Raw genomic sequence first — 25900 nt, 5'->3', positions numbered from 1 at the left:
CTAGTGGGATTTTGTAAAATCCGTGGCAATTTTTTTTAAAGCAATCTGCTTGAAAAATCTAAACACAAAACTTGAAACCTAAAACCTGAAACAAAAAAACAAATAAAAATTTAAAATAAATCCTTAAATTCGCAAACACAAATAACAAAGAGATTGAAATTGAATTTCGGAATTATTAAAATTCATTTTCGATAGTAAATACTAAAAACCAAAAAAATGAAATACGACGTTATTGTTTTAGGAAGTGGTCCTGGCGGATATGTAACAGCTATTAGAGCTTCACAATTAGGCTTTAAAGTAGCTGTAGTTGAAAAAGAAAACTTAGGTGGTGTATGCTTGAACTGGGGATGTATCCCAACAAAAGCATTATTAAAATCAGCTCAGGTTTTTGACTATTTAAAACACGCTTCTGACTATGGATTAAAAGTTTCTGAATTCGATAAGGATTTTCCAGCAGTTGTACAACGCAGCCGTAACGTTGCAGAAGGAATGAGCAAAGGTGTTCAATTCTTAATGAAAAAAAATAAAATTGACGTTATTGAAGGTTTTGGAAAACTAAAACCAGGAAAAAAACTTGACGTTACAGACAAAGACAATAAAGTTACCGAATATAGCGCAGATCATATTATCATTGCAACTGGTGCCCGCTCTCGTGAGTTACCAAATTTACCACAAGACGGCGTAAAAGTAATTGGTTACCGTCAGGCAATGACTTTGCCAACACAGCCAAAATCTATGATCATTGTAGGTTCTGGAGCAATTGGTGTTGAGTTTGCACATTTCTACAACTCAATGGGAACTGATGTTACCATTGTAGAATTTATGCCAAATGTTGTACCGGTAGAAGACGAAGATATCTCAAAACAGTTTGAAAAATCTTTGAAAAAAGCAGGTATTAAAGTTATGACTAGCTCTTCTGTAGAAACGTTAGACACTTCTGGAGCTGGTGTAAAAGCAACTGTAAAAACAGCTAAAGGAGAAGAAATTCTTGAAGCTGACATCGTACTTTCTGCAGTTGGTATCAAAACAAATATTGAAAACATTGGTTTAGAGGAAGTTGGTATTGCTGTTGACCGTGATAAAATTCTGGTAAACGCTTACAACCAAACTAATATTCCTGGATATTATGCAATTGGAGATATTACTCCAGGGCAGGCTTTGGCACACGTAGCGTCTGCAGAAGGAATTAACTGTGTTGAAAAAATTAAAGGTTTACATGTAGACCCTATCGATTACGGAAACGTTCCGGGTTGTACTTACGCAACTCCAGAAATCGCTTCTGTTGGTTTGACTGAAAAACAAGCAAGAGAAAAAGGATACGATTTAAAAATTGGTAAATTCCCATTCTCTGCTTCTGGAAAAGCAAAAGCAGCTGGTGCTTCTGACGGATTCGTAAAAGTAATCTTTGATGCAAAATATGGAGAATGGTTAGGATGCCACATGATTGGTGCTGGTGTTACAGATATGATTGCTGAGGCAGTTGTAGCTCGTAAACTAGAAACTACAGGTCACGAAATCCTTAAATCTATTCACCCTCACCCAACAATGAGCGAGGCTGTTATGGAAGCTGTTGCAGATGCTTACGGCGAAGTAATTCACTTGTAAAAATATCATGGAGGCGCATTCCTAAGCGACTCTGCGGTTATATATAATTTTCAATTTAAAAAATCCGATTTGTGAAAACAAGTCGGATTTTTTTATTGCTGCAGTTGAAAACATTCTTAACTATTCTATAGACATTTGATTCATTACAAAATAATAGTTTGTTTAAAAAAATAGTATTTGAATAAACATTACAATACATCTAAGAAGATCAAAAAATCCATACTAAAAATCAAACAACAACTTACAAAACAGTAAAATTCAATACTTATTTAATATTTAGCCTTAATTTGTTAAAAAAATGATGCAAAAAAGCATTGCAATTATCTTATAACTCTTATTTTTATTTCTTTTAAATAAGAATTCATGAAACTACCTTTTATTGAAATAATCGAAGCCGCAACAAGTGATCCTAATTTACTAATGTGGAAATTTTATGATGAAGATAAAGAAATTAAAAACGGAGCAAAACTAACTGTTCGCGAAAGTCAGCATGCAATGCTTTTAAATGAAGGACAGCTTGCAGATGTTTTTTCGCCTGGACTTCACACTTTGTCTACAGAAAACATTCCTATTTTAAGTAAACTTAAAGGCTGGAAATACGGTTTTGAAAGTCCGTTTAAAGCCGATGTTTACTTTTTCAATACACATCAATTTATCAATAATAAATGGGGAACTCCTGCTCCTATTCTGCTTAACGATCCTCAATTCGGACAAATCAGGGTTCGTGCTTTTGGTAGTTTTGATATTAGAATTATTGATGCTGCCAAATTTTTCCGTCAATATGCAGGGACTTACAAACAACTTACGATTTTTGAATTACAAAATCAATTAAGAGATTTTGTAGCGCCAAAATTTGGAGAAGTTCTGGCAAACGAAAATATAACTGTTACGGACATTGCCGGAAACATTACACAATTGGGTCAAAAAATAGAACCGTACTTAAAGCCTTATTTTGAACAATTAGGAATCGAATTAACGCAATTTGTCATAACAAGTGTAACATTACCAGAAGAAGTAACAGCACATTACGATAAAATTACCAATATGAATATGGTAACCGATATGGATAAGTTTACCAAATTTAATACTGCAAATGCAATTGGTGATAAAGGAACCGCGCTTCATGACGCAACCCAAAATGCCCTAAGCATGGGAATTCTCTTAAATCAATTACAGCAAAATAAAGAAACACCAAAGCAAGAAATCACAGACGATTTAACTTCTAAACTTCAAAAGCTAAAATCTTTATTTGATGCCGGTTTAATTGACGAAGACGAGTTTAAAAACAAGAAAACCGAATTATTAAGTCAATTGTAATGGAAGAGAAAAAAGTTACTTCGTTTTTAGACAAACTAAAACAAAAAGCGCAAAACCAAACCAATTACGGCGGTGAAACCGAAATTAACGAAGCGCAGATGAACACCAGAGACTGCCCAAGCTGCGGTGCCGGAAGAGCCAAACAAGATGGCGTAACGCATTGTGCTTATTGCTCTTTTGAGTTTTTATCTGTAAAACTTACAGACGGAGTCTACATTAAAAAAGAAGATAATTCAATTTAAATACAAAATATAGTGTTCGGATTATTTAACAAACAAAAAGGTGAAGAAGCTCTTCCAGAATGGTATTCAGAACTTCAGGAATCACAAGAAAGATGGTTTATTTTTTTAGAAAAATTAGACGCCAAAATGGAAGAATTTGCCACTGCAGCGATTCCGGAACTTAAAGAAATTCTGCAAAGTGATGATGATTTGTACAAAAGAACTTTCCACAGAGTTTATTCTGGTGTAAATGGCCAATTATCAAATATTAGGGAAAAAGCCAGAGATACATACGAAGAAAAAATACTAAACGTTTATTACCATTACAATTCGCAGATTTCTGTATTGAGTAAACATCACAATCTGGTTTCTGATTTTAGAAACAATTGTTCTGATCGTTATAATGATTTTGAGAACAGATATGAATATTGGAGAACCCAAATTGAAAAAACTCAGGAACGTGATCTCGAAATCGAATATCAAAAAATATTAGACGAGTACGAAGCCATTAAAAACAAATTCAACTGTACACAATGCGGCGGGAATATTCAAATCGAGAAAATCTTTTTAATCGAAACCTATATTTCATGTCCGTATTGCAAAACGCAAAATACATTTGCTCCAAGCACACAAGCAAGAAATCTGCAGCATATTGCCAGAGGTCTGGCAGAACAAAGAACGGTACACTTATATGAAGAATTTGAAACCGAAAACAACAAAGAGCGCGAATTGTACCATGAACGCCACGAATTAGGTTTAAGTAAGATTCATGAATCTGATAAAAAGGTTCTAAACGAAATTCAGTCAAAAATGGATGATCTGGAACAACAAAGACAATTTGTTATTAAAAATGCTCCAAAACTGCATCAAATTTATCTAAGGGCGATGTATGACGAATGGAACAAAATTACGCCGGATTTAAAGGAGCACAACGAAAAAATGTATCAAAATCAATTACAACACTTATAATTTATTAACGCTAAAATTTTAAAAATGTTTAAAAAACTTTTTGGATCTCTAACTGGAGACAACAAGACGGAAAATCAAAATCATGAAGCACAAACTTCTAATGACAATTTTAAAAATGATTACGAAAATGAGGATCAAGAAGTAGAATACGATCCTGAAACACTGCACGGAACACATTATTCTGTTGAAGATTTTGATAATGAAGTTGCTGAAAGAGCTGAAGCATGGATTGCAGACGAACGTGCAAGCGGAGAAAATCTTGAAGACAAAGACATCCAAAACATCTATTTTAATTACAGAAGAGCAGTTTATACCGAATGGAACAATTGTGATTCAGATCAAATGATTCGTTTTGAGCACGCCAATTCTTTAAAATACAGCGGAATTCAGACTTCAGGATTTGTAAAAGTCGAAGACAATAATCCGTTTCTTGAGCCTGTTCACGGTGTAGATTTAAGAACTTATACTGCAATGTGTCTTAAAATCAGTGCTGGAATCGACTATCTTGAAGTTTGTAAAGCAATGGGATTTGAGCCGGTAATCTGGGAAGAATTAAATACAATCTGGCCGCAGCGTATGGGCGAAGATACTTCGTTTACAGTTACAACTTTGTTCGGACAATATTATGCTGAAAATGTAACCGTTCCGCAATTAGAAAACCTAAAAGCTGAAATTTCAGAAGAAGGCGCTGCTAATCTTGAAAAAATTAGAACAGACCGTTATTTCTACGAAGAACTTGCAGGTGCAAGACAAGCTGCTTACGAATACGGAATTGACGGCGCACAATGGATTTTAGATAATTTTGGAATTAATATTGCTGATTTCCAATCTGTGGCAATGCAATGGATGACAGAGCAAAACCAAAACTGGAATTCTGAAAACATTATGGAATTCTCTAATTATCAACAAGAAAAACAAAAAGAATATGCAGCAAAATTTGCAGCAGAACAAGGCGGAAATATTGCAGATGATGTAAATTTCTAATTGAATTTCTTTTCATGATAAAAAACCGATTTGCAAAACAAATCGGTTTTTTATTCGTTTAAAATCCCAAAGAATTTTTAAAAACTTATAAAAATATACATAATGGAAAACACACCCATATTCTTCGCCGACGGAGAAAATCCAAAAATGATCGAAGCTTTTCAAAAAGCACAGGAAACCTTTAAATATTTCTGGAGAGAATTATCATGGGAATACCGCCGAATCATTCCGGGACTCGACGTTGCCTGCGTAAAGGTGGCTTTTACTCAGGAAATAGATAATGAAACTGTAGTAGAACATATGTGGATCAACGAAATCAATTTTGACGGTGAAAATATTTATGGCATTTTAGTAAACGATCCTGGCGAACTAACCAATGTGAGCAATGGAGACGAAGTAGCAATTCCGATTAATCAAATCAGTGACTGGTTGTTTGCAAGCCAGGGAAAAACCTACGGAGGTTTTACCATACAAGCTATGAGATCTGAGATGAGCGAGGACGAAAGAGAAGCACACGATGAAGCTTGGGGAATGGATTTTGGCGATTATAATGATATTCTGGTTGTCTTTGAACAAAAAGAAAAACCAGAAAATTTAATCGAGCATCCGATGAGTAAAAACATGAAAGAGAGCCTTGTCGATTTTATAAAAAATAATCCGAACGAAATTAACGGGAAAGATGAATTGGGTTATACTTTTTTACATCGGGAAACGATTGCAGGAAACAGTACCTCTGTACAAATTCTAATAGAATCTGGCGCCGATAAAAATGCAAAAACCGTTCATGGTAAAACTCCATTAGATTATGCTAAAGAACTGAAATGGGAACATTTAATTCCGTTATTTTAATATTCAAATTTAAAATCCGATTTGTGAAAGCAAGTCGGATTTTTTCTTTCAGAGCCAATACGAAACTACTTTTTGTATATTTGATTTGACTTTAAACTCCTTAAAATCAAAATAATTTAATTTTTATCGACTGTAGTTTTATCAAAAAAGTTAGGAATGACAACAGATATTATAGAATTAAACAATTTCATTGTATTGATAGAACAGTCTAACGCTGAGAAATCTTTTGTTCAGAAATGCGAAATAGACGGCGACGCAGTCGGTTTTGCATTTTATGGTTCCGGCAATGTCGAATTAGAAATAAAACATAATAATCAGACGAAATACTTAACGAATACAACTGGTCTGGCGATTTCTTTTTTCGGAAATCAAAAAGTAGAATTTGCGCATAAAATTGCTCCAGACAAACCTCTGCAGTCTATCAGTATTTTTGCAAAACTAAAAACGCTCCATTCATTACCACAAGTCGAAAAAGAAATTTTTGAAAAGCTGCTGCCGTATTTATTAAATCCGGAAGAACATTTTGTAAAAGGTCCTACACATTTTATGACGCTTGATATGCAGCTTGCCGTTCAGAAAATATTTAATACAACCTATTCCGGCAATACCAGACTTTTGTTTTTAAAAAGTCAGGTAAATGAATTATTAGCGCATTACTTTGCTCTTTTGTCCAGCGATAAAAAAAATGAACTGACTGATAAGGATAAGGAAAAGCTTTTTAAGGCTAAAGACATCGTGAGCACAAATTACTCTAAACCTCCTACTCTTTCTGAATTATCTAAGCTCATTGGCCTTAACAGCAGTAAGCTCAAAAAGAATTTTAAAGAATTATTCGGCATTCCGGTTTACAAATATATTCACGAAGAACGTTTGAATAAAGCTTATGAAATACTTTGCAATACTGAAAAAACGGTTCAGGAAACGGCTTGGGAAGTTGGTTATGAAAGCTTAAGTTCTTTCTCTAATGCTTTTCAGAAAAAATTTGGATCGAGACCCAATGCAGTAAAAAAACAATTCCTTTCAAACAAATCTTAATTCCTTTCCGACAAATGTTTTTATAAAGACAGCTGCATCTTTGTACCATCATTAATTAAAAACAACATTAATCATGGAAACAAAAAAAATCTTATTACTCGGCGGAAACGGAAAAACAGGCCGCAGAGCAGCGCATTTATTAGATAAAATAAATAACGTTGAAGTTCGAATTGGTTCAAGAAACGAAAATCCTTCCTTTGATTGGGAGAATCCAGAAACCTGGCTGGAAGCAATAAAAGGAATCGACACGGTTTATATCACTTTTCAACCCGATCTGGCACTACCAGGAGCACCAGAAATTATTCGAAAATTTACAAAACTAGCTTCAGAAAACGGTGTCGGAAAAATGGTGCTGCTTTCTGGAAGAGGCGAAAAAGAAGCCCAAATCTGTGAAGAAATTGTAAAGTCTACAGCAAAAGAATGGACGATTGTAAGAGCCAGCTGGTTCAATCAGAACTTTAGTGAAAGTATCTTTTTAGAACCTATTTTAGCAGGCCGCGTTGCTTTACCTCAAAGTCATATTCTGGAACCATTTACCGATGCCGACGATATCGCAGCTTTGGTGGTTGAAGCACTTTTATACGAACAGCATAACGGAAAAACATACGAACTTACAGGACCAAGATTACTTAATTTTGAACAGGCAGTTGCAGAAATAGCAAAAGTTACGGGTAGAGAAATTATATTTCAACCGATTTCTATAGAAGAATATGTAAACATGCTCCGCGAATATCAAGTTCCAGAAGATATGATCTGGCTGGTAAATTACCTGTTTTCTCAAGTTTTAGACGGCAGAAACTCTAGTATTACCAATGATATTGAAAAAGTTCTGGGCCGTAAAGCACTTGATTTTACTGAATATGCCAAAAAAACGGCTCACACTGGAATCTGGAACGAAGTAAATGAGTTGTCCTGATTTTTTCGAACTCTAAAATCAATTTTCAATAATACTTATGTAGATTTTATAATTTTATTTGAAGCGGAATTTAAAATCATAAGAAAATAATGCCGCATCTAAAATCCGATTTGTTATACAAATCGGATTTTTTTATTAGAATGTTATTTTTACCAAAACCATAAAATATTCTATTTTTTGATCCCAAATTATGGACCGATTTTAATAATAAAATATTAGTTTTACGGCACCCAAAATTAAAACCTGCCATGAAAAAAATATTTTTCATTATTACACTTTTACTTCTTTTTTCCAATAGTTTTTTTGCTCAAACCAATTCAGAAACAAAAAATATTTTTGCAAAATCGTATGATTACGTAAATGACTTTGAAAAAATTCTGACTACAGAGCAAGCACAGACTTTAAATACAAATTTAAAAGCGTGCGAAACGAAAACAAAAAGCAAAATTATTATTGTAAGTACTTCTTCAATAACTCCTTATACAGATATTACAGATTACTCTCTGGAGCTTGACAAATATTTAAACGTTAATTTAAAAATAGACGCCTCTATTTTAATCGTAATAAGCAAACAATTAAGACAGATACAAATTCGGGGTGTTGGTAAAATTCGAAATAAATTGAGCGACACCGAAATAGAAAACATCATCTCGACCTTTGTTATTCCCGAATTAAAAAAAGGGGATTACTATAAAGGTTTGTACGAGGGTACATCAAAAATTATAAAAAAGCTGGAATAGCAATTCCGAAATTAAACATTGCTTCCTAATACTTTCTACGGTTTAAAGAATTGCCCCTTTAAATTGTTAAAACCCAAAAAACCAATCATAGTTTACAGCGCAAAAAATCGTGTCAGAAATTGACAATTCCAACGATATAAAATCAGATTATTTTTAACATTTTATCTTCAAATCAGGTAAATGTTAATTTTAAAATTATTTTATTTTAATAGGAAAAAATTCTATTAAGTTTGCTGCATAAACTAAAATAACTATGACTGAAATTACTTCTTATTGGTGGGTTCTCTTAATTGTGTTCTTCATCTTATTTTACAAATTTGTATTGCGTGTCTTCTTCGGAATGGTTATCGTACCCGAAGATAAAATTGGACTCGTAACCAAAAAATTCGTTCTTTTTGGTACAGACAAATCACTTCCCGACGGAAGAATTATCGCTACAAAAGGCGAAGCAGGTTACCAAGCCAAAACTCTTGCTCCAGGTCTTTACTGGGGAATGTGGATCTGGCAGTATATCGTTGACATGACGAGCTTTACCTTGATCCCAGAAGGTAAAATCGGACTTGTTTTGAGTAAAGACGGAAAAGAAATTCCGACGGGTCGAATCCTCGCCCGAAAAGTAGACAGCGACAACTTTCAGGATGCAACGGCTTTCTTAAACAACGGCGGACAAAAAGGGCGCCAGACTGCGTTTATTACCACTGGATCGTATCGAATTAATACGTTCTTATTTGAAATTGTGATTGCAGATCAAATCAAGATTTACGAAAACATGATTGGTATTGTGACCGCTCTCGATGGCGAACCGATTCCGCAGGGACAAATTGCCGGAAAATTTGTTGAAGGACATAATAACTTTCAGGATTTTGATAAATTTCTGGACAAAGGCGGCAACCGTGGTTTACAGCCTCAGGTTATGCTTGCCGGTTCGTATTACATCAATACGTGGGGAATTTTAATAGAACAAAATCCAATGACCGATGTGCCAATTGGTTACGTTGGTGTTGTGATTTCGTACATTGGTGAAGACGGACAAGACGTTACCGGAGATACTTTTAAACACGGAAATATTGTTTCGAAAGGACAACGCGGTGTTTGGATGGAACCTTTTGGACCTGGAAAATACGCGTTGAATAAATATACGACAAAACTAGAAGCCGTTCCGACAACAAACCTTGTCTTGAACTGGGCAAATGCGAGAAGCGAATCGCATGATTTAGATAAAAATCTGTCTACAATTACCGTTCGTTCAAAAGATGGTTTCCCTTTTAATCTGGATGTAGCACAAATCATTCACGTTCCTGCAAACGAAGCTCCAAAAGTAATTGCTCGTTTCGGCAGCATGAACAATCTTGTTTCTCAGGTTTTAGAACCAACAATTGGTAACTATTTTAGAAACTCGGCTCAGGACAGCGATGTAATTTCGTTTTTATCCACAAGAAAAGAACGTCAGGAATCGGCTAAAAATCATATCAAACTGGTTTTAGACGAATATAATGTAAACGCTGTTGATACTTTGATCGGAGATATCGTTCCGCCAGATTCATTGATGAAAACTTTGACCGACAGAAAACTGGCCGAAGAGGAGCAAAAAACATATCAGACCCAAAGAATGGCGCAGGAACAGCGTCAGGGAATGGAAAAAGAAACTGCAATTGCCGATATGCAGAAAGAAATTGTACGCGCTTCTCAAAGTGTTGAAATCGCACAACGTACTGCAGATGCAACCGTTAAGAAGGCAGAAGGAGATGCAACCAGTTTAAAACTAAACGTAAATGCTGAAGCAGAGGCTACAAAAATGCGTGCAAACGCAGAAGCAGAAGCTACAAAAGCAAGAGCGGGAGCACAAGCTGAAGCGACAAAACTTACTGCAAGTGCAGAAGCCGAAAGAATCTCTAAAACAGGTTTGGCAGAAGCTGAAAAAATCATGGCAATTGGTAAATCAACTGCAGAAGCATATCAATTGCAAGTTACTGCGATGGGTGGTGATAATTTTACCAAATACAAAGTAACTGAAGAAATTGGTAAAGGAAACATAAAAGTAATTCCTGATGTATTAATTACCGGAAATGGCGGTTCTGATGGTTCTATCAGTGGACTTTTAGGATTAAAACTAATGGAAATGATGGATACAGATAAAAATGTAAAGAATCCTAAAAAATAATTTTATTTAGATTTCAATATTAAATCCGATTTGCAACAGCAGATCGGATTTTTTTTTGATCACTATAGTACTGTTACATTTTCTGTCTGCTTCTCAAAAAAACAAGGGTCTCCTCGTACAATTGTTTCCGGCTGGTTTCTAAATGGGCAACATGGGTGCCTGTATCAAGAGTTACATATTTTTTTGAAGCTGCATTTTTGAGTGATTTAAATAATTTTTGGGCATCTGCATCATTAGGATATTGATCCCAGCTTCCTCTTATTATTAATGTTGGAGCTTTTATATTTTCGGGTTTATAATAGGGTTTATGGTGTAATAAGTCTTCGACATCCTGATTTGGACCAGACGGAAAACGAACTTTTCCATTTTCTTTTTTAAACAACGGATCACTCTCTTCCCAAATTTTACCCCAATTCATAAATACTTCTTTTTCTAATTGACAAGATTTTCCATTGGGAGTCAGCAATTTCATAGCATCAATTCTTTGTTCTGGAGTCATTTCAACAAAAGAACCTTGAATTTTTTCTGCTTCATATTTTTCATTTCTAGCGGTTATTGTCGCAAATAAAACAAGCTTTTCTATTTTATCTGAAAATTTTGAAGCATAAAGTGCGGACACGCTTCCGCCCCAGGAATGACCAATTAAATACACTTTGTCTTTACCTGATTTTTGCAAAACCAGAGCAACAGCTTTTTCTACATCCAAAACCACCTCTTCTGCCCTGCCGACAACGCGCTCATCAATAGAGTTATTTTCCATTTCGGGATAGCGATCCGAATATCCGTAACCTAAAAAATCAAGCGAATATACATCATATCCATTCTCAGATAAATTTGTCATCCAGGATGTATCATCCATGTAAAACCCGAAAGAAAGTGCTGTAGGAAATGACGAACCATGAAGAAAAAGAACAGGAAAATCATCTCCTGCTTTATGAGATTCAATGTAATGAATTGCAATATTTAAACTATCAATATGACTTTGCGTTTCTAAAATTTTCATATTATTTTTTGTAAATGACTTAGCAATAATGTTCTGTGACTTTGCTTGATTGAATCCAAGAAAACAAATACACATCATTATTTTATACTTTTTCATATTATTATTTTGAACAAAAATAAATCCTCAGCATTACCAATACTTCAATCAACACTTAAGTATGACTGCTAATAAATAAGCCAGATTTTTTTATGATTTATTAATTATTTTGTAATAAAAAAGCTATAAATTTGACTTTAGTTAAAAATCAAAAATAACTTAAAAGAAAGAAAATGAAAAAGATAAACTTATTAATGATTATGGTAGTTTTTTCGGCTATGAGCTGTAAAAAACAAGAGCAGAACAAAGCTGGAGAAACAGATAAAGATTTAACTTCTTTAGAAAGATTGACAACTGGAAATCAAAGATTTTTAGATCAAAAAACACTTCATCCTCATCAAAACAAACAAACAGTTTTAGCAAATCAAGACGGACAGAAACCATTTGCTGTTGTTATAACATGCTCAGACAGCCGAGTTTCTCCCGAAATTGTTTTTGATCAGGGACTTGGAGATTTATTTGTTATTAGAAATGCCGGAAATCTAATTTCAGATATTGACATGGGGAGTATCGAATATGCTGTAGAACATTTAGATACAAAACTAATCGTCGTTTTGGGTCATACAGAATGCGGCGCCATAAAAGCTTATGTTGCAGATAAGAATAATTCATACAAAAAACACCTCAGTCATATCGACAATATTATAGAAACAATTTCGCAGGAAAAAGAAGAAGTTGAAGCAGGAAAAGCACATTCAAAAGAAAATAATTTATTAGGATGCATCGATGCAAACATCGCTCATTCGGCAAAACTTATCAGAGAAAATCCTATTGTTAAAGAACATAAGGTGCAAATTGTATCGATGCGATATGATGTACATACAGGCCAAGCTGTAAAAATGTAATACTGAAAAAACCATAGTAATTGTTAAATCCGACTTGTCAATACAGGTCGGATTTTTTTGTACCTAACAATTTATTCAAAAGAAAAAGTATTTTTTTGAATCAAAAATCAATATATTGTACTTTAATTATAATCCTTTAAAGCAGGTAAAAAATGACATTAGAAGAATATAAAAAAGAATTTTCAGAAGACGATGCTGTAGGCTGGTTATCAATAGATAAAGAATTCGATCGCCTTTACCCTAATCAGGAACCCAAACATTATGCGCCGGCAATAAGCTATATGCTGGGAGGAGAAAGTCCGCTTGACGGCGTTAGTATTTACGAAAGTACCAAGGAAACGGAGCATTTTCATTTTATAACTTATGGTTTCTCTGAACTCTATTATAATGAAGAAAAAGTAGATGGAGAATTTAGCAAATGGGGATTTGAACTTACGTTTCGATTAAAACCTTTTGCCGAAGACAACGGAAACCCAAGCTGGGCAATTGCATTATTGCAAAACATTGCTAAATACGTTTTTAGCAGCGGTAATTGGTTTGAAGAATTTCATTATATGCCGGCAAACGGACCAATACGTCTGGATACTGAAACTGAAATTACAGCATTAGTTTTTGTAAAAGATCCCGAAATCGAAAAAAAGCAGACACCGCATGGCGAAGTTTCGTTTCTTCAAATAGTTGGAATCACATCTGAAGAATATAACGACATTCTGGAAAGTAGAAAAACAGTCGAAGAAATAGTCGATCATTTAAAACAAAACAATCCATTATTAATTACCGATTTAACCCGAAAAAATTAATCAAAACAGCAGTCAAAAAAATGAAATTATTTTCGACCATAAGCTTATCTCTTTTTACATTATTATCTTTTTCTCAAGCAAAAATGAAAACCGTAAACGAATTAATAAACGATAAAGATCCAGGCTGGAAACTGGTAAAAGAATGGATTGGTGCTGCCAAAAATAAAGTTGAAATTCTGCCTGCTGATCCTCAAAAAGCAAAAGATGCTTTGTATAAAATACAAGTTACTACTGCTTCTCCAATGGGTGCGATCGTTTACATGACCGGAGGACTTTTAATAGATAACGGCTGGATCAGAATTCTGGGTTCTGGCAGCACAAAACTAAATCGAGCTCTTCCTGATTGGAACAAAGGAAAGTCTTTTGCAGAATTTGGAGAGGCTCCTGCTTTTCTATTAGTTGCAGATGATGCGCTTGGTGGTTTTTATTTATTAAACGGAGGCGCATTGGGAACAGATCTTGGCAAAATCTATTATTTTTCGCCAGACAGTCTCGATTTTGAACCACTTGATATCACGTATACTGAGTTCTTACAATTTTGTTTTAATAATGATTTGGATAAGTTTTATGCCGGCAGCAGATGGAAAAACTGGAAACAAGAAGTTTCTATTTTAGAAGGTGATAAAGTTTATAATTTTTATCCGTTTTTATGGACAGAGGAAGGAAAAGATATTGATAAAGTTTCACGAAAAGTGATTCCTGTTGAAGAACAGTACAGTCTGAATATAGATTTAAGAAAACAGCTAACCAAGTAATGCTAAAAGCAGGCAGGAAAGTTTTGATTAAAATAAGTGTCAATTCTAAGCAACCATTTGACAAAACATTTGTCTTTCTATTAAATAATTGTGTCAAAATCCAATAATTAAACTAAAATCATGAAAAAAACTGCTCTGCTGTTTTCCTTATTTTTACTATTATCTTCCTGCAGTACGACTAATAAAATTGGTTCTGCTGAAAACGCATTAAACGGAAAATGGAATTGGGTAAGTTCATCGGGTGGCTTTATAGGAAAAACAATAACTCCGGCTTCTGAAAATAAAAAAACGATACTCGAAATTTCTAATTCGACTATTAAAAAATATGAAAATGGAAATTTGATATTCGAAAGCAAATACGCTATAAAAGAAGAACCTTCTATTTATGGAAATGAACGAAAAATGATTCTTTTTGAAAATGATATGCCAAAGCAGTCTTTTGAAGTTAAGGATAACAAATTGTATTTGAGCGAAGAATGTAATGACTGCTATCAATCAGAATATGTTCGGCTGAAATAAAGTTTTGTTTTTAATAATGGATAATAATTTTTTCAACACATAGTCCCGAAGCTTCGGGATAGATTCTTTACACTTATAAAAGGCGTTTTACTTGTATTAACAAACATAGCTATGTGTGAAATCAAGATTTTTAAAATTATCTTTTATAAATATTTAAAAATCTATGTTTCTATATGTTAAATTAACTTTTTTGCTAATTATACCCAATTGGGTTAATGTATCTTCATTTTATTTAATAACAAAAACACAAAAGAAGTATATTTGATTCTTAAATCTATATAATTCCAAACAATAAATGAAAACTGTAAAAATTTTATTCGCCTTTAATTTTATCTTTTTTTTCGCCTACGCAGCTCCAATAAAAAACACGGTTGTAAGCAATTATAATCCTAAAGAAATTTCATTTGACCAAAGTGAACTAGCTAAAAAATGGCTTATAAAATCAGTCGAAAATTTCTTTAAACAGGAATTTCCAGACATGAGCAAGATTACCACAAAATCATACAATGAGTATAAAACTGACGCTATGAACATAGATATGGGTACAGACGGAAGTTTGACTATGGAGCAGTTTAATAAAAAATGGAAGAAGAAATATGATGTAAAATATGTTGGAGCAGATGGTTTTTTAATTTCTGCTCAGGATTGGGGTAAAGTAACGGTTTCTAAATGTGATTTATTATCTTCTAAAGATAAAACATATGTTTTTCAGGTTATTATAAAAGATGTTACTTATAAAGGCACTTATAAAAGAACCATAAAAGTTATTGAATCCGGAAAATCTTTTTTAATTGATGATGTTAAAGAATTGAACTAAAATTGATTCTAAACCTTTTAAAAACGAATGATAAACATTATAGCATATAACGAAAATCATTTACCCGATTTAAAAAAAATATTCCTGCAGGAACGTCGTCGCACATTTACGTGGGTTGATCAATCAAAGTTTAAACTGATTGATTTTGAAAGAGAAACAAAAGGTGAATCTATTTTAACTGCTGTTGAAAATGATATAATAATTGGTTTTATTTCAGTTTGGATGCCAAATAATTTTATTCATCATTTGTATGTTGCTGAAAAACATCAGGGAAATGGAGTTGGAACTCAATTGCTGAATGCTGTAATTAATAAAATAGGTTTTCCAATTACTTTAAAATGTTTAGAAAATAATACTCAGGCCGTTCATTTTTATACAAAGAAAGGATTTAAACAAAAAGAAAGAGGACTTTCTGGTAATGGCGGTTATATTTTATTCGAATTGACTGATTAGGTCTGAGTTATATTTCACTTTAATCAATTATTAATTATGAAAAAGATTATAATTGTTGAGTTTCCATCGAATCTTGGTTTAAAAGAACCGCATCCGGGAAAAGAACCCGGAGTAAAGAATCTGCCGGAATGGCTGCGCCAGCACAATCTTCATAAAGCTCTTAATCCAGAAAGTGTTTTAAGGCTTGAAGCTCCGGATTACACTAATTTTCGAGATCCTGAAACACAAATTCTAAACACCGATTCTCTTGTTGCTTACGCTGTAAAACAGTCGCAATTAATAAACAGCGTTTTAACAAAAGATCAGTTTCCGTTTATTCTTGGCGGCGACTGCAGTATTTTGCTGGGATCTGCGATCGCTCTCAGGCAAAAAGGCAATTACGGATTATTTTACCTTGACGGACATACTGATTTTATGGATATTTCTTTGTCTGAAACCGGCGGTGTCGGCGGTATGGCGGCATCGATAGTAACAGGAAATGGACATAAAAAACTGACTGACATTTTAGATTTATGTCCGTATATCAAAGAAGAAAATCTTTGGTGTGCAGGAAATCGCGAGTATGATGATGAGTACGAAGACGAAATTAGGAAATCTAAGGCGACGTATCTTAGTTTGAAAGAATTGAGAGAAAGAGGCATTACAGAATGTGTACAATTATTTCTCGCTGCAATTGAAAATCTGGATGGTTTCTGGCTTCATATAGATGTTGATGTGCTGAATGATTTGATTATGCCGTGCGTGGACAGCCGTACTCCCGATGGTTTAACATATGATGAGTTTAACGAGCTGACTTTTATTTTGTTTAAAAGCAACAAACTCGCCGGCCTTGAGATTACGATTCTAGATCCTGATTTAGACTTAACCGGAAAATATACTGCGACTTTTGTCGAAAATATAACTGCTGTATTTAATAAAGCAAGACAGCTCTGAAAAATCTTCTTATAAAAGAATAAATTTCTGGTTTAGCCCCGATGGAAACGGCATCCTTTTTCCTGCTTCTTTAGCAGGAAAAAGATATAGTGTACAGCGGGACAGGTGGTCTTGAAATACTCTTATTTGTGCTCCTGAAAAATCTCAAAATCTAATGAGAAGTAATGTATTAATTTACTAAAAACAGCGAATTGCTGAATAATAAAATTCCGTTTTCCCAGAAACCTCTAAATAATGGATTGTCCATCATATAAATAACGACTCCATCTCCTTTTTTGTCTACTGCAAAACTTACGGTTTCGTTTAATTTATTTTTAATATCGTGGCCCACAAAACCATAACTTACATATCCTTTTGGTATATAAGCTGCGTTGACAGCACTTTTTAATAAAGAAAAAGATCTTTCGTTGCTTTTTAGACTGAAATAAGTATTTCCTAAACCAAATGCAAGCGGATAAGTTTTGTCTAATTTATTCTCGATAATTGCACCTGGAATTGTACCCGAAATTTCGCGTCTTTCTACACCTTCATAATCTAAAAATCGCTTTTTGAGCTCGATGTCTTTTTCTTCTTTCTCTGATTTTTCTTTGTCTTCTTTGCTCGCAAATAAACTTAAAGCATAGCCTTCGCGATCTTGAAATAAAGAAATTGCGCTGCTCATGGCAATTACTTTTCCGCCATTTTTAATCCATTCGTCAATTTTCTTTTTTTGATCTTCTGAAAAATCGTAAGAACCGTCAGAAAGAATTAAAGTATTGTAGTTGTACAATTTAACTCTATTAAAATTCGCAGTTTCGACGATGCTTACAGGATAACTTATGGTTTCGTCTAAGTAAAACCAATTGGCTCCAAACTCTGTCGAAGCAATTCCTTTTCCGGACAGCATTAATATTTTTGGTGCTTTAAGCAGTACAAAATTTTCGCTTCCGATATCTTTAGAATTGGTTGAAAAACCAGTGGTTATAAAACTATAATCTGATTTTACTTTGATAATATCTCCAACCGTTTTCTCAAAATCGGCTGTTTTTGGATTATCGGCTCTGCTGATAATTATACCGCCCGGTTCGATAGTTATATCTCCAAAAACTGCTTTTTTCATTGCCGATCGTACTTTTATTCCGGCCTGATGCAATTGCGAAACGACTTGTGCCGAAATTCTGTTATTCCACGGAACATAAAACGCATAAACACTTGCAGGAATGTTTTTTGGTGCAGTTTCTATTTTGCTTTTTGTTTTTATCTGCAAGGTATTTTTTACTGCAAAACCTTCTACTCCATACGCCAAAGGTAAAGCCCAAGCCGTAATATCATAAGATAAACTGTCATTAAGTTTTTGATTGGGTTCAAAAAGTACCTGTGCCAGAACCGATCTTGGCTGATCTGCTTTTATGATTAAATCGTTTGGTTCTATTTTGAAACTTTCATTCTTTTTGGTCTGATAATGAAATCCAGATGCTGATGCTGATGCGTCTGCGTATGTAAATTCTATTTCGTTTTTTGTCAGCATTTCTGCCATTTGCACCAGTTTTGGATTGTTTTTTAAGACATAAGTATTGTAAACTCCTTTTGCTTTTATTCTGGCATTGCTGTGAAAATCTCTAAAACCTTTTAGAAGTACCTCTTTTTGAGAAGCAGCACTCTCTACCACCGTCAAAACTGCAGTTGCATGATGTGCTAAACGGTCTTTTATTGTAACATTAGCGCCATTTTCCATCGTAACTTCACGTCCTGCCCCTATTCCGCCCTGCTCCAGCGTAAGACCGACCGCACCGTTGTAAGTTGGGTAGGTATCGCCGTAACTCGGATAAAACAAATCAAATCGTTCTCTGGTATTGTACATCCAGTTTTGCTTGTCGAATTTCTGCGAAATATTTTTGCCTAAAACATTATGAAAATCTCTTTGGTATTTTTCTATAAACTCATGCAAAGGTTCTGCTGCAGGCGGAAAAAAGTATGGTGAATTGTAACTCATTTCATGTACATCTGTATGCACCTGAGGCATCCATTGATTGTATAATTTTATTCGCTGTGCAGATTCTACTTGTGTCTGCCAAGCCCAGTCTCGGTTTAGATCAAAAAGATAATGGTTGTATCTGCCTCCAGGCCAGACTTCCATATGTTCTCTGTCGTACAAACCGGGATGTGTTTTTTTTCCGGAGATTTCTCTTAACCAGTTTCCATAACGCGAATACCCGTCTGGATTAATGCACGGATCCAGAATTACAATTGTGTTTTTAAGCCATTGTTTTGCGGTTTCGTTTGATGGATTCAAAAGTTCGTATGCCACTGTCATTGCACTTTCTGTTCCGGCAAATTCATTTCCGTGTACGTTAAAGCTCAGCCAGACTATAATCTTGTCTTCAACTGCTGCAGATTTTGAAGCCGGAAGCCCGATTGATGCCAAATTATTATTTCTAATTTGTTCCAGATTCGCCAGGTTTTCTGGTGTAGAGATGTAGTAAACATTCAGATTGCGCTGCTCGTTTGTAACTCCGTATTTTTGTTTTTTAATAGATTGCGATTGCTCTGTCAGGTAATTAAAATAATCTTCAACCTGATGATAATACGTAATTTGTTTTCCGTAATTGGGTATAAACTCCGAGGGATTTTTGAGTTGTGCAAGAGCAGAAAAAGAAACGGTTATCAGTAAAACTGCGGCGCAAAATATTTTGTTCATGGCTGAGTGGATTTTGTAGATGGTTAAAAATAAGAATTAAGTTTAAACCAATCTAAGAATCTAAATAAATATTCTTTTTTACTGCAAATTAATCGGATAGAAAATCTTGAATGCTTTTAAAAATCTGCTTATTAACCGTTAAGAAAATCATTAGCAAAAATTTGTATTTTCGTTTTGTAACTCAACCTTAATCAAAAGCTATGGATATTTCATTATTTTGAACAAATTAATGAAATTCCTGAGAAAATTAAATCAGCAAAAAAATAGACACTTAAATTCAATGATAAACAAACAAATTAGCATTCGGCTCGCACTTTTAATAAGTATACTTTTAAATTTATCCTGCCAAAAAGATATAACCAAAGAATGTAAACAACTCAAAAACGGTCATTTTTTTTGGAAACGAGGTAAAAGCATTCTTTAGCAGGAAAAAGATATAGCGTACAGCGGGACGACTGGTTCTGTTGAAAATAATTTTTCTGCTCCTGAAAAAAAGAAAAGACCTATAAAGTTAGAGTTTCTCTACAAAAAAAGGCGATATATTTTTAAGTAGCTATTTATAATATGTAATAAAAAACTTATATTTGATTTTAAATATACAGTTAATGAAATATTTTGTTTACATTTTACTTGTAATTTTTTTTTCCTGTCAGAGTAAACAAGAAAATATAAAGGAAAAACCAGTATTACACGAAGATTTAATTTATACTAATTTACGTTTCATGGCAGATCTTGGTGATGAGAACTGGGAAAAATTACAACCTCAAACCAATAATAAAATTGAGCCGAAATATCTGGATGACATCATTTATATTTCGCAGCTTGTTGATGCAAATGCCTGTGGGAATTATGTGGGAGATATTGAAATAAAAAAAGATTCAATTTACTTGATTTGCAAAATGACATCTAAAGAGATTTGCACATCAATGGCGATATACAAAGCGACTTATATTATTAAAAATCCTGAAATAAAAAAATATAAAATGGCTATTAAATATGAGTAAGTTCAAGATTATTTTAGTGTTTTTTATTTTAACGCTAACCTTTAGCTGCAAGAAAAACTATGAAAATAAAGACCGTTTTTCTTACTACGAACCAATTAGCACAAAAGAAGAAATTATAGAAATAATGTATATAAAATGGGCAGCTACAGACCGCCCAAAATTTATCAAAAAAGAAAATTATAATGCAAAAAATGATGATTCATTGATTGAAGATTGCTTTTATCTGGATACTAAAGACAGCCGGATTCAAAAAATTTCAGGAAAGGATCGTCAAAATTTACACGACGGAAAAACAATTAGTCTATCAGGAAAATTTTATAGAACCAAAAGGTTTGATGATTTTTTTTCCGTATAAAGAATTCCACCCATACAGCTTTACATCTAAAAATGGATACTTTATCGTTTTTGCCTATGATACTGTTTTATAATTCTGTCCTAAACACCCCTTTTAATTGTCTTATAAAAACCTAACTAATTGATTTTTAAAGAATAAATTTGAAACACTAATTTTATAAATCAAACAAAATGAGTGTACAAGATTTTACCACAAGTATAGTAATAGATCAAAGTCCCGAAGAAGTTTTTAATGCCGTAACCAATGTTCGAGGATGGTGGTCTGAAGAAATTGAAGGCGATTCAGCAAAGCTAAATGATGAATTTGATTATCATTATGAAGATGTGCATCGATGTAAAGTAAAATTGATTGAAGTAATAAATAACCAGAAAATCGTCTGGCTGGTCGAAGAAAACTATTTTAAGTTTACAGAAGATGAAACCGAATGGACGGGCACAAAACCTACTTTTGAAATCTCAGAAAAAGATGGAAAAACCGAACTTCGTTTTACGCATTTTGGCTTAGTTCCGGATTACGAATGTTTTGATATCTGCCGTGATTCCTGGACAAATTATATGCAGAACAGTCTTAAAAAACTAATTACAACCGGAAAAGGCGAGCCGAATGCCAGCGGTAAACCTCAGACAGAAAACGAGAGAAAATTATCTTCAAAATAAATTATGCGATTTTACTGCATCTTTTTTAGACTACGATAATAATAGATTTGGCTACAGCGATTATTTTGATGTTACGCAACTTTGTATCATCAAAACAATCATATTATGAAAATTACAATTACAGGTTCTTTAGGGAACATCAGCAAACCTCTGGCACAGGAATTAGTGCAAAAAGGACATGAGATTACCATAATTTCGAGTAATCCAGAAAATCAAACCGAGATTGAAGCATTAGGAGCAAAAGCTGCGATTGGATCTGTAGAACATGCAGGATTTTTAACCGAGATTTTTGCAGGCGCAGATGCCGTTTACTGCATGATTCCGCGTGCAAATTATTTTGATCCGAATTTGGATTTAGAAGCTTTTACCCGTAAAATCGGAAATAATTATGCCAAAGCTATTAAAAATTCTGGTGTAAAACGTGCTGTTTTTCTGAGCAGTATTGGAGCGCATTTAAAAGAAAAATCGGGTATTATTCTTCGTTATAACGAAATTGAAGCAGTTTTAAATACACTTTCAGACGTTTCTATAACGTTTATGCGTCCCACTTCTTTTTATTACAATCTGCTGGCTTACATTCCGATCATTAAAAACAAGGGTTTTATTGCGGCCAATTATGGTGCCGATGAATTGATTCCGTGGGTTTCTCCAAATGATATTGCAAATGCTATTGCTGAAGAACTTACAACTCCGCTTGACGGAAAAAAAATACGTTACGTGGCAAGTGAAGAAGTATCCGGACATCAAACTGCAAAAATTCTGGGTGAAGCAATTGGAATTCCTGATTTAAAATGGAATTTAATCAGCGATGAAGAAACTCTTACTGGTTTGCTAAACGCCGGAATGCAGCCAAAAATCGCAGAAGGGCTTATAGAAATGTACGCAGGACTTTACAACGGCTTACTGGCAGAAGATTATTACCGTAATAAACCAGAAATGGGTAAAGTAAAACTGGCCGATTATGCTAAAGAATTTGCTCAGATTTTTAACCAAAAATAAGTAACTTGTGCTATGGCAAATAATCAACCGCATCGAATAAAAAGCATAAGCGAATTTCATGAATTTAGAAATTTGCCAAAACCAGAGCATCCGCTTATTAGTGTTTACAATTTTGAAGATCTTAAATATCTCAATAAAGAAGAACCCAAAAGCCTGATGCTTGATTTTTATTCGATTGCGTTAAAAAGAAATGCCAATGCCAAAATGCGTTACGGGCAGCAGGAATATGATTTTAAAGAAGGAGTTTTGATTTTTCTTTCTCCGGGACAAGTTTTTTCTATAGAAGGTAATGCCGAATTACAGCATACAGGATGGTCTTTACTGATTCATCCTGACTTTCTGTGGAATACGCCGCTGGCGCAGAAAATTAAGCAATATGATTATTTTGATTATGCCGTAAACGAGGCACTACATCTTTCTGATAAAGAAGAAAATATGCTTATTGATATTGTCAGAAACATTCAGCAGGAATACCAGTCTAATATTGATAAATTCAGTCAGGACGTTATTATTGCCCAAATCGAATTATTTCTCACTTATGCAGAACGCTTCTACAACCGTCAGTTTATTACCAGAAAAATAAGCAGTCATCAGATTTTGGCGCGTTTAGAAAAATTGCTTCACGACTATTTTGTAAACGATTCTTTGGCAAAAATAGGATTGCCAACTGTACAATATATTGCCGATAATCTAAACGTTTCTCCCAATTATTTAAGCGGATTGCTTAAAATGCATACCGGTCAAAGTACTCAGCAGCACATTCATGATAAATTGATCGAAAAAGCAAAAGAAAAACTTTCTACAACTAATTTATCGATCAGTGAAATCGCTTTTGAACTGGGCTTTGAACACCAGCAGTCTTTTAGTAAATTATTCAAAACCAAGACAAATGTTTCGCCTCTTGAATTCAGACAATCCTTTAATTAAAAAAAATTCATACATTCGTTAGACTAAAAATCGAAGAATTATGAATCCTGTTTTAAGAAATATTTTGGCTGTTATTGCCGGGCTTTTTATTGGAACTGCTGTAAACGGAGGTATTATTTCGATAAGCGCCTCGATAATTCCGCCGCCAAATGGCGCAGATGTTACCACAATGGAAGGTTTACAGAATACAATGCATTTATTTCAGGCTAAACATTTTATTATTCCCTTTTTAGCACACGCCATCGGAACTTTTTCCGGCGCGGCAACAACCGCACTTCTTGCCATCAATCACAAAACAAAATTAGCCTTAATAATTGGTGCATTCTTTTTGCTTGGCGGTATTGTTATGGTTTGTTCTGTTCCCTCGCCTATGTGGTTTACCTTCTTAGATCTTGTTTTGGCTTACATTCCTCCAAGTTATTTAGCTTTGAAATTGTTCAAAAAAAAGCGCAAAACCCTTACTTCCATTTAAATCATTCAATTATGGAAAATAAAACGACCAGCCTAAAACCAGCAAAAATGTGTTACGAGCATATTGGCGGAAAACTTGGACAGCTTTTGGCAGAAACTTTTATAGAAAAAGGATGGATTGCCAAAAAAAATCCGTCTGATAAAAATTTTTATATTACCGATTTAGGTCAAAAAGAATTTACAGCATTAGGTATAAATATCAGCGAGATAAAACCTGAAATTTTATAAATTCTAACTCAAATTTCGAAATCTTTTACTTCAAAAAATACTTTTAAATTTCATAACTTAGTTAGCTTTTAAATTTTAAAATCATGACTAAGAAATATATTGCAAAAGACTTTTTAAAATTAGCCGCCAAAGGGCATTCACATGAGGCATTTCGGCTGTATATAGGTAAGGATTTCAAACATCATAATGTTTATTTTAAGGGAGATGCTAATACTTTGATGCTTGCTATGGATGAATCTTTTAGATTAAACCCAAATAAAACCCTTGAAATTCATCACGCTATCGGCGACAAAGATATGGTTGCCGTACATTCTCATATCAAACAAAACACAACTGATTCTGGTGTTGCTGTTGTTCATATTTTTAAATTTGAATCGGATAAAATAGTAGAACTTTGGGATTTAGGACAAGCTGTTCCCGCAGAAATGATTAACGAAAATGGAATGTTTTAATTTTTTAAACACGATTAAATTATTTTTTTAAACTTCAACCAAAAAATACATAACCAGACAATGAACTCTATTTTTAGAATCTTTCCTTTTTTATTTTTACTATTTATCTTTTCTAATTGCAATACTTTTGCTCAAAAATCAGAAAATTACACTTTACAAATTGACAGCATTATTCAGAATAATTCTCCAATTTTCAACGGTGTTGTATTAATTTCAAAAAACGGAAAAACATTATATTCTAAAGTAAAAGGCTATTCTAATTTTGAAACAAAGAAACCTTTAAAATTAGACAGTCAATTTGAGATCATGTCCAACACAAGACAAATTACAGCAGTTTTAATTTTAAAAGAAGTAGAACAAGGACGAATCAAGCTGCAGGCGCCTATTAAAAAATACCTGCCGGAACTCAAGCAGACCTGGGCCGATTCTGTAACCGTTCATCAATTATTAAATCATACTCACGGAATATCAGATTTAAATAAACCGCTTTTATTTAAACCCGGAACAGAGTTTAAATATGGAAACTTAGGCTACAGTCTGCTTGGTAAAATAATTGAATTTACTACTAAGAAAAGCTATTCAGAAACAGTAAATGCTTTTTTTAAAGATCTTAAAATGAAAAATACATTTTGTTATGATCCCGCTAAAAAACAAAATATAGTTTCAGGTTATATTAATACAAATAATAATATTGAAATTGTAAAAAACACCATAATTACTCCGGAAAGCAGTGCTTCTAACGGAATTGTTTCGACTGCCGGCGACTTAGCAATTTGGAATGAAAATTTACATAAAGGAAAACTTTTAAAACCAGAGAGCTATCAGTTAATGTTTAAATACAATATCACAGCGCAGCACAGCTTTTTTGGAAAAGAAAAAGAAGGTTATGGTTACGGCATTCGAATTATTGAAAAAGAACCCATAAAATATGTTGGACACACTGGTTTGGGAGATGGATTTTCTTCTGTAAATTTGTATTTTCCCGAAAGTAATATCAGCTTGATTTTTATAGAAAATCAGATGAATAATGACTCTAATTTATTTTATGCTGCCGAAGTAAAAATTAAAAACATTCTTTTGAAAAGTAATTTATTAAATCAAAAATAATATTGA

Annotated in this window: 28 protein-coding genes; 26 read left to right on the top strand and 2 right to left on the bottom strand. The window is 33.7% G+C overall.

From position 1 onward, the window contains the following. The first annotated feature begins 216 nt into the window (after window positions 1-216). The 10 genes from lpdA (at window position 217) to B0A68_RS02440 (ending at window position 10797) form a co-directional block, all read left to right on the top strand. Window positions 217-1605: a dihydrolipoyl dehydrogenase gene (gene lpdA / locus B0A68_RS02490; RefSeq protein WP_035682957.1), complete on the top strand. Its 1389-nt coding sequence runs from the start codon at window positions 217-219 to the stop codon at window positions 1603-1605. A gap of 363 nt (window positions 1606-1968) precedes the next feature. Next, window positions 1969-2922, top strand: a complete 954-nt coding sequence (locus B0A68_RS02485; RefSeq protein ID WP_035682955.1) for an SPFH domain-containing protein — start codon at window positions 1969-1971, stop codon at window positions 2920-2922. Then, window positions 2922-3164, top strand: a complete 243-nt coding sequence (locus B0A68_RS02480; protein WP_035682952.1) for a hypothetical protein — start codon at window positions 2922-2924, stop codon at window positions 3162-3164. The genes B0A68_RS02485 and B0A68_RS02480 overlap by 1 nt, the downstream gene beginning before the upstream one ends. 12 nt (window positions 3165-3176) lie before the next feature. Further along, window positions 3177-4112 (top strand): hypothetical protein, encoded by a 936-nt coding sequence (locus tag B0A68_RS02475; protein WP_035682951.1) that lies wholly within the window; start codon window positions 3177-3179, stop codon window positions 4110-4112. Between the two features lie 24 nt (window positions 4113-4136). Further along, a complete protein-coding gene (locus tag B0A68_RS02470; RefSeq protein ID WP_035682950.1) occupies window positions 4137-5096 on the top strand; it encodes a DUF6620 family protein in 960 nt (319 codons plus the stop codon). 102 nt (window positions 5097-5198) lie between these two features. Further along, complete coding sequence (locus B0A68_RS02465; protein ID WP_035682948.1) at window positions 5199-5945, top strand: DUF2314 domain-containing protein; 747 nt, start codon at window positions 5199-5201, stop codon at window positions 5943-5945. A gap of 156 nt (window positions 5946-6101) precedes the next feature. Beyond that, the gene (locus tag B0A68_RS02460) at window positions 6102-6980 is read left to right on the top strand and encodes an AraC family transcriptional regulator (RefSeq protein ID WP_035682946.1); all 879 of its coding nucleotides are present in this window, start codon (window positions 6102-6104) and stop codon (window positions 6978-6980) included. Between the two features lie 73 nt (window positions 6981-7053). Continuing rightward, window positions 7054-7896, top strand: a complete 843-nt coding sequence (locus tag B0A68_RS02455) for a Rossmann-fold NAD(P)-binding domain-containing protein (RefSeq protein WP_035682943.1) — start codon at window positions 7054-7056, stop codon at window positions 7894-7896. A 248-nt stretch (window positions 7897-8144) separates the two neighbouring features. Continuing rightward, on the top strand, window positions 8145-8636 hold the full coding sequence (locus B0A68_RS02445; RefSeq protein ID WP_035682938.1) for a TPM domain-containing protein: 492 nt from the start codon (window positions 8145-8147) through the stop codon (window positions 8634-8636). A 253-nt stretch (window positions 8637-8889) separates the two neighbouring features. Beyond that, window positions 8890-10797 carry an SPFH domain-containing protein gene (locus B0A68_RS02440; RefSeq protein WP_035682936.1) on the top strand — a complete coding sequence of 636 codons (1908 nt, stop codon included), beginning with the start codon at window positions 8890-8892 and terminating at the stop codon, window positions 10795-10797. Between the two features lie 73 nt (window positions 10798-10870). On the opposite strand, the gene B0A68_RS02435 is transcribed toward B0A68_RS02440, so the two are convergent. After that, the gene (locus B0A68_RS02435; protein WP_165571327.1) at window positions 10871-11800 is read right to left on the bottom strand and encodes an alpha/beta hydrolase; all 930 of its coding nucleotides are present in this window, start codon (window positions 11798-11800) and stop codon (window positions 10871-10873) included. 269 nt (window positions 11801-12069) lie between these two features. Between B0A68_RS02435 and B0A68_RS02430 the strand changes: the two genes are divergently transcribed. The 7 genes from B0A68_RS02430 to B0A68_RS02400 all read left to right on the top strand — a co-directional run bounded on the left by B0A68_RS02430 (window position 12070) and on the right by B0A68_RS02400 (window position 17018). Further along, window positions 12070-12741: a carbonic anhydrase gene (locus tag B0A68_RS02430; RefSeq protein WP_035682931.1), complete on the top strand. Its 672-nt coding sequence runs from the start codon at window positions 12070-12072 to the stop codon at window positions 12739-12741. Between the two features lie 152 nt (window positions 12742-12893). After that, on the top strand, window positions 12894-13541 hold the full coding sequence (locus B0A68_RS02425) for a suppressor of fused domain protein (RefSeq protein WP_035682929.1): 648 nt from the start codon (window positions 12894-12896) through the stop codon (window positions 13539-13541). Between the two features lie 20 nt (window positions 13542-13561). After that, complete coding sequence (locus B0A68_RS02420; protein ID WP_205623779.1) at window positions 13562-14296, top strand: DUF2625 domain-containing protein; 735 nt, start codon at window positions 13562-13564, stop codon at window positions 14294-14296. Window positions 14297-14416: 120 nt separating this feature from the next. After that, complete coding sequence (locus tag B0A68_RS02415; protein ID WP_035682927.1) at window positions 14417-14815, top strand: hypothetical protein; 399 nt, start codon at window positions 14417-14419, stop codon at window positions 14813-14815. A 295-nt stretch (window positions 14816-15110) separates the two neighbouring features. Next, entirely contained in the window at window positions 15111-15632 is a 522-nt protein-coding gene (locus tag B0A68_RS02410) for a hypothetical protein (RefSeq protein WP_051892490.1), read from the top strand. A gap of 27 nt (window positions 15633-15659) precedes the next feature. Next, the gene (locus B0A68_RS02405; RefSeq protein ID WP_084679009.1) at window positions 15660-16085 is read left to right on the top strand and encodes a GNAT family N-acetyltransferase; all 426 of its coding nucleotides are present in this window, start codon (window positions 15660-15662) and stop codon (window positions 16083-16085) included. 36 nt (window positions 16086-16121) lie between these two features. Further along, window positions 16122-17018, top strand: coding sequence for an arginase family protein (locus tag B0A68_RS02400; protein ID WP_035682924.1), 897 nt, complete (start codon window positions 16122-16124; stop codon window positions 17016-17018). Window positions 17019-17187: 169 nt separating this feature from the next. Here the strand turns inward: B0A68_RS02400 and B0A68_RS02395 are convergent, their stop codons facing one another. Further along, on the bottom strand, window positions 17188-19695 hold the full coding sequence (locus tag B0A68_RS02395; RefSeq protein ID WP_035682921.1) for a M14 family zinc carboxypeptidase: 2508 nt from the start codon (window positions 19693-19695) through the stop codon (window positions 17188-17190). Window positions 19696-20300: 605 nt separating this feature from the next. On the opposite strand from B0A68_RS02395, the gene B0A68_RS02390 reads away from it, so the two are divergent. The 9 genes from B0A68_RS02390 (at window position 20301) to B0A68_RS02350 (ending at window position 25894) form a co-directional block, all read left to right on the top strand. Then, window positions 20301-20699 (top strand): hypothetical protein, encoded by a 399-nt coding sequence (locus tag B0A68_RS02390; protein WP_035682920.1) that lies wholly within the window; start codon window positions 20301-20303, stop codon window positions 20697-20699. Continuing rightward, the gene (locus B0A68_RS02385) at window positions 20692-21054 is read left to right on the top strand and encodes a hypothetical protein (RefSeq protein ID WP_035682918.1); all 363 of its coding nucleotides are present in this window, start codon (window positions 20692-20694) and stop codon (window positions 21052-21054) included. The genes B0A68_RS02390 and B0A68_RS02385 overlap by 8 nt, the downstream gene beginning before the upstream one ends. A 170-nt stretch (window positions 21055-21224) precedes the next feature. Beyond that, on the top strand, window positions 21225-21710 hold the full coding sequence (locus B0A68_RS02380) for an SRPBCC family protein (protein WP_035682916.1): 486 nt from the start codon (window positions 21225-21227) through the stop codon (window positions 21708-21710). A gap of 105 nt (window positions 21711-21815) precedes the next feature. Next, a complete protein-coding gene (locus tag B0A68_RS02375; protein WP_035682915.1) occupies window positions 21816-22709 on the top strand; it encodes an SDR family oxidoreductase in 894 nt (297 codons plus the stop codon). Window positions 22710-22721: 12 nt separating this feature from the next. Then, window positions 22722-23636, top strand: coding sequence for a helix-turn-helix domain-containing protein (locus B0A68_RS02370; protein ID WP_035682913.1), 915 nt, complete (start codon window positions 22722-22724; stop codon window positions 23634-23636). Window positions 23637-23676: 40 nt separating this feature from the next. Further along, window positions 23677-24108: a hypothetical protein gene (locus B0A68_RS02365; RefSeq protein ID WP_035682910.1), complete on the top strand. Its 432-nt coding sequence runs from the start codon at window positions 23677-23679 to the stop codon at window positions 24106-24108. Between the two features lie 11 nt (window positions 24109-24119). After that, window positions 24120-24335: a hypothetical protein gene (locus tag B0A68_RS02360; protein ID WP_035682908.1), complete on the top strand. Its 216-nt coding sequence runs from the start codon at window positions 24120-24122 to the stop codon at window positions 24333-24335. Between the two features lie 83 nt (window positions 24336-24418). Beyond that, window positions 24419-24787 carry a nuclear transport factor 2 family protein gene (locus B0A68_RS02355; RefSeq protein ID WP_035682906.1) on the top strand — a complete coding sequence of 123 codons (369 nt, stop codon included), beginning with the start codon at window positions 24419-24421 and terminating at the stop codon, window positions 24785-24787. Window positions 24788-24847: 60 nt separating this feature from the next. Further along, window positions 24848-25894 (top strand): serine hydrolase domain-containing protein, encoded by a 1047-nt coding sequence (locus B0A68_RS02350; RefSeq protein WP_035682903.1) that lies wholly within the window; start codon window positions 24848-24850, stop codon window positions 25892-25894. Window positions 25895-25900 lie beyond the last annotated feature (6 nt).

It is taken from the genome of Flavobacterium reichenbachii (genome assembly GCF_002217435.1).
Lineage (GTDB): Bacteria > Bacteroidota > Bacteroidia > Flavobacteriales > Flavobacteriaceae > Flavobacterium > Flavobacterium reichenbachii.
This window is presented reverse-complemented; position numbering and strand designations above follow the sequence as displayed.

Coding starts and splice junctions, on each gene's coding strand:
- B0A68_RS02460 (WP_035682946.1), top strand. CDS start 6,102: ATGACAACAGATATTATAGAATTAAACAATTTCATTGTATTGATAGAA.
- B0A68_RS02370 (WP_035682913.1), top strand. CDS start 22,722: ATGGCAAATAATCAACCGCATCGAATAAAAAGCATAAGCGAATTTCAT.
- B0A68_RS02410 (WP_051892490.1), top strand. CDS start 15,111: ATGAAAACTGTAAAAATTTTATTCGCCTTTAATTTTATCTTTTTTTTC.
- B0A68_RS02430 (WP_035682931.1), top strand. CDS start 12,070: ATGAAAAAGATAAACTTATTAATGATTATGGTAGTTTTTTCGGCTATG.
- lpdA (WP_035682957.1), top strand. CDS start 217: ATGAAATACGACGTTATTGTTTTAGGAAGTGGTCCTGGCGGATATGTA.
- B0A68_RS02440 (WP_035682936.1), top strand. CDS start 8,890: ATGACTGAAATTACTTCTTATTGGTGGGTTCTCTTAATTGTGTTCTTC.
- B0A68_RS02375 (WP_035682915.1), top strand. CDS start 21,816: ATGAAAATTACAATTACAGGTTCTTTAGGGAACATCAGCAAACCTCTG.
- B0A68_RS02435 (WP_165571327.1), bottom strand. CDS start 11,800: ATGAAAATTTTAGAAACGCAAAGTCATATTGATAGTTTAAATATTGCA.
- B0A68_RS02455 (WP_035682943.1), top strand. CDS start 7,054: ATGGAAACAAAAAAAATCTTATTACTCGGCGGAAACGGAAAAACAGGC.
- B0A68_RS02350 (WP_035682903.1), top strand. CDS start 24,848: ATGAACTCTATTTTTAGAATCTTTCCTTTTTTATTTTTACTATTTATC.
- B0A68_RS02405 (WP_084679009.1), top strand. CDS start 15,660: ATGATAAACATTATAGCATATAACGAAAATCATTTACCCGATTTAAAA.
- B0A68_RS02380 (WP_035682916.1), top strand. CDS start 21,225: ATGAGTGTACAAGATTTTACCACAAGTATAGTAATAGATCAAAGTCCC.
- B0A68_RS02400 (WP_035682924.1), top strand. CDS start 16,122: ATGAAAAAGATTATAATTGTTGAGTTTCCATCGAATCTTGGTTTAAAA.
- B0A68_RS02360 (WP_035682908.1), top strand. CDS start 24,120: ATGGAAAATAAAACGACCAGCCTAAAACCAGCAAAAATGTGTTACGAG.
- B0A68_RS02465 (WP_035682948.1), top strand. CDS start 5,199: ATGGAAAACACACCCATATTCTTCGCCGACGGAGAAAATCCAAAAATG.
- B0A68_RS02390 (WP_035682920.1), top strand. CDS start 20,301: ATGAAATATTTTGTTTACATTTTACTTGTAATTTTTTTTTCCTGTCAG.
- B0A68_RS02385 (WP_035682918.1), top strand. CDS start 20,692: ATGAGTAAGTTCAAGATTATTTTAGTGTTTTTTATTTTAACGCTAACC.
- B0A68_RS02480 (WP_035682952.1), top strand. CDS start 2,922: ATGGAAGAGAAAAAAGTTACTTCGTTTTTAGACAAACTAAAACAAAAA.
- B0A68_RS02445 (WP_035682938.1), top strand. CDS start 8,145: ATGAAAAAAATATTTTTCATTATTACACTTTTACTTCTTTTTTCCAAT.
- B0A68_RS02425 (WP_035682929.1), top strand. CDS start 12,894: ATGACATTAGAAGAATATAAAAAAGAATTTTCAGAAGACGATGCTGTA.
- B0A68_RS02420 (WP_205623779.1), top strand. CDS start 13,562: ATGAAATTATTTTCGACCATAAGCTTATCTCTTTTTACATTATTATCT.
- B0A68_RS02395 (WP_035682921.1), bottom strand. CDS start 19,695: ATGAACAAAATATTTTGCGCCGCAGTTTTACTGATAACCGTTTCTTTT.
- B0A68_RS02470 (WP_035682950.1), top strand. CDS start 4,137: ATGTTTAAAAAACTTTTTGGATCTCTAACTGGAGACAACAAGACGGAA.
- B0A68_RS02415 (WP_035682927.1), top strand. CDS start 14,417: ATGAAAAAAACTGCTCTGCTGTTTTCCTTATTTTTACTATTATCTTCC.
- B0A68_RS02355 (WP_035682906.1), top strand. CDS start 24,419: ATGACTAAGAAATATATTGCAAAAGACTTTTTAAAATTAGCCGCCAAA.
- B0A68_RS02365 (WP_035682910.1), top strand. CDS start 23,677: ATGAATCCTGTTTTAAGAAATATTTTGGCTGTTATTGCCGGGCTTTTT.
- B0A68_RS02485 (WP_035682955.1), top strand. CDS start 1,969: ATGAAACTACCTTTTATTGAAATAATCGAAGCCGCAACAAGTGATCCT.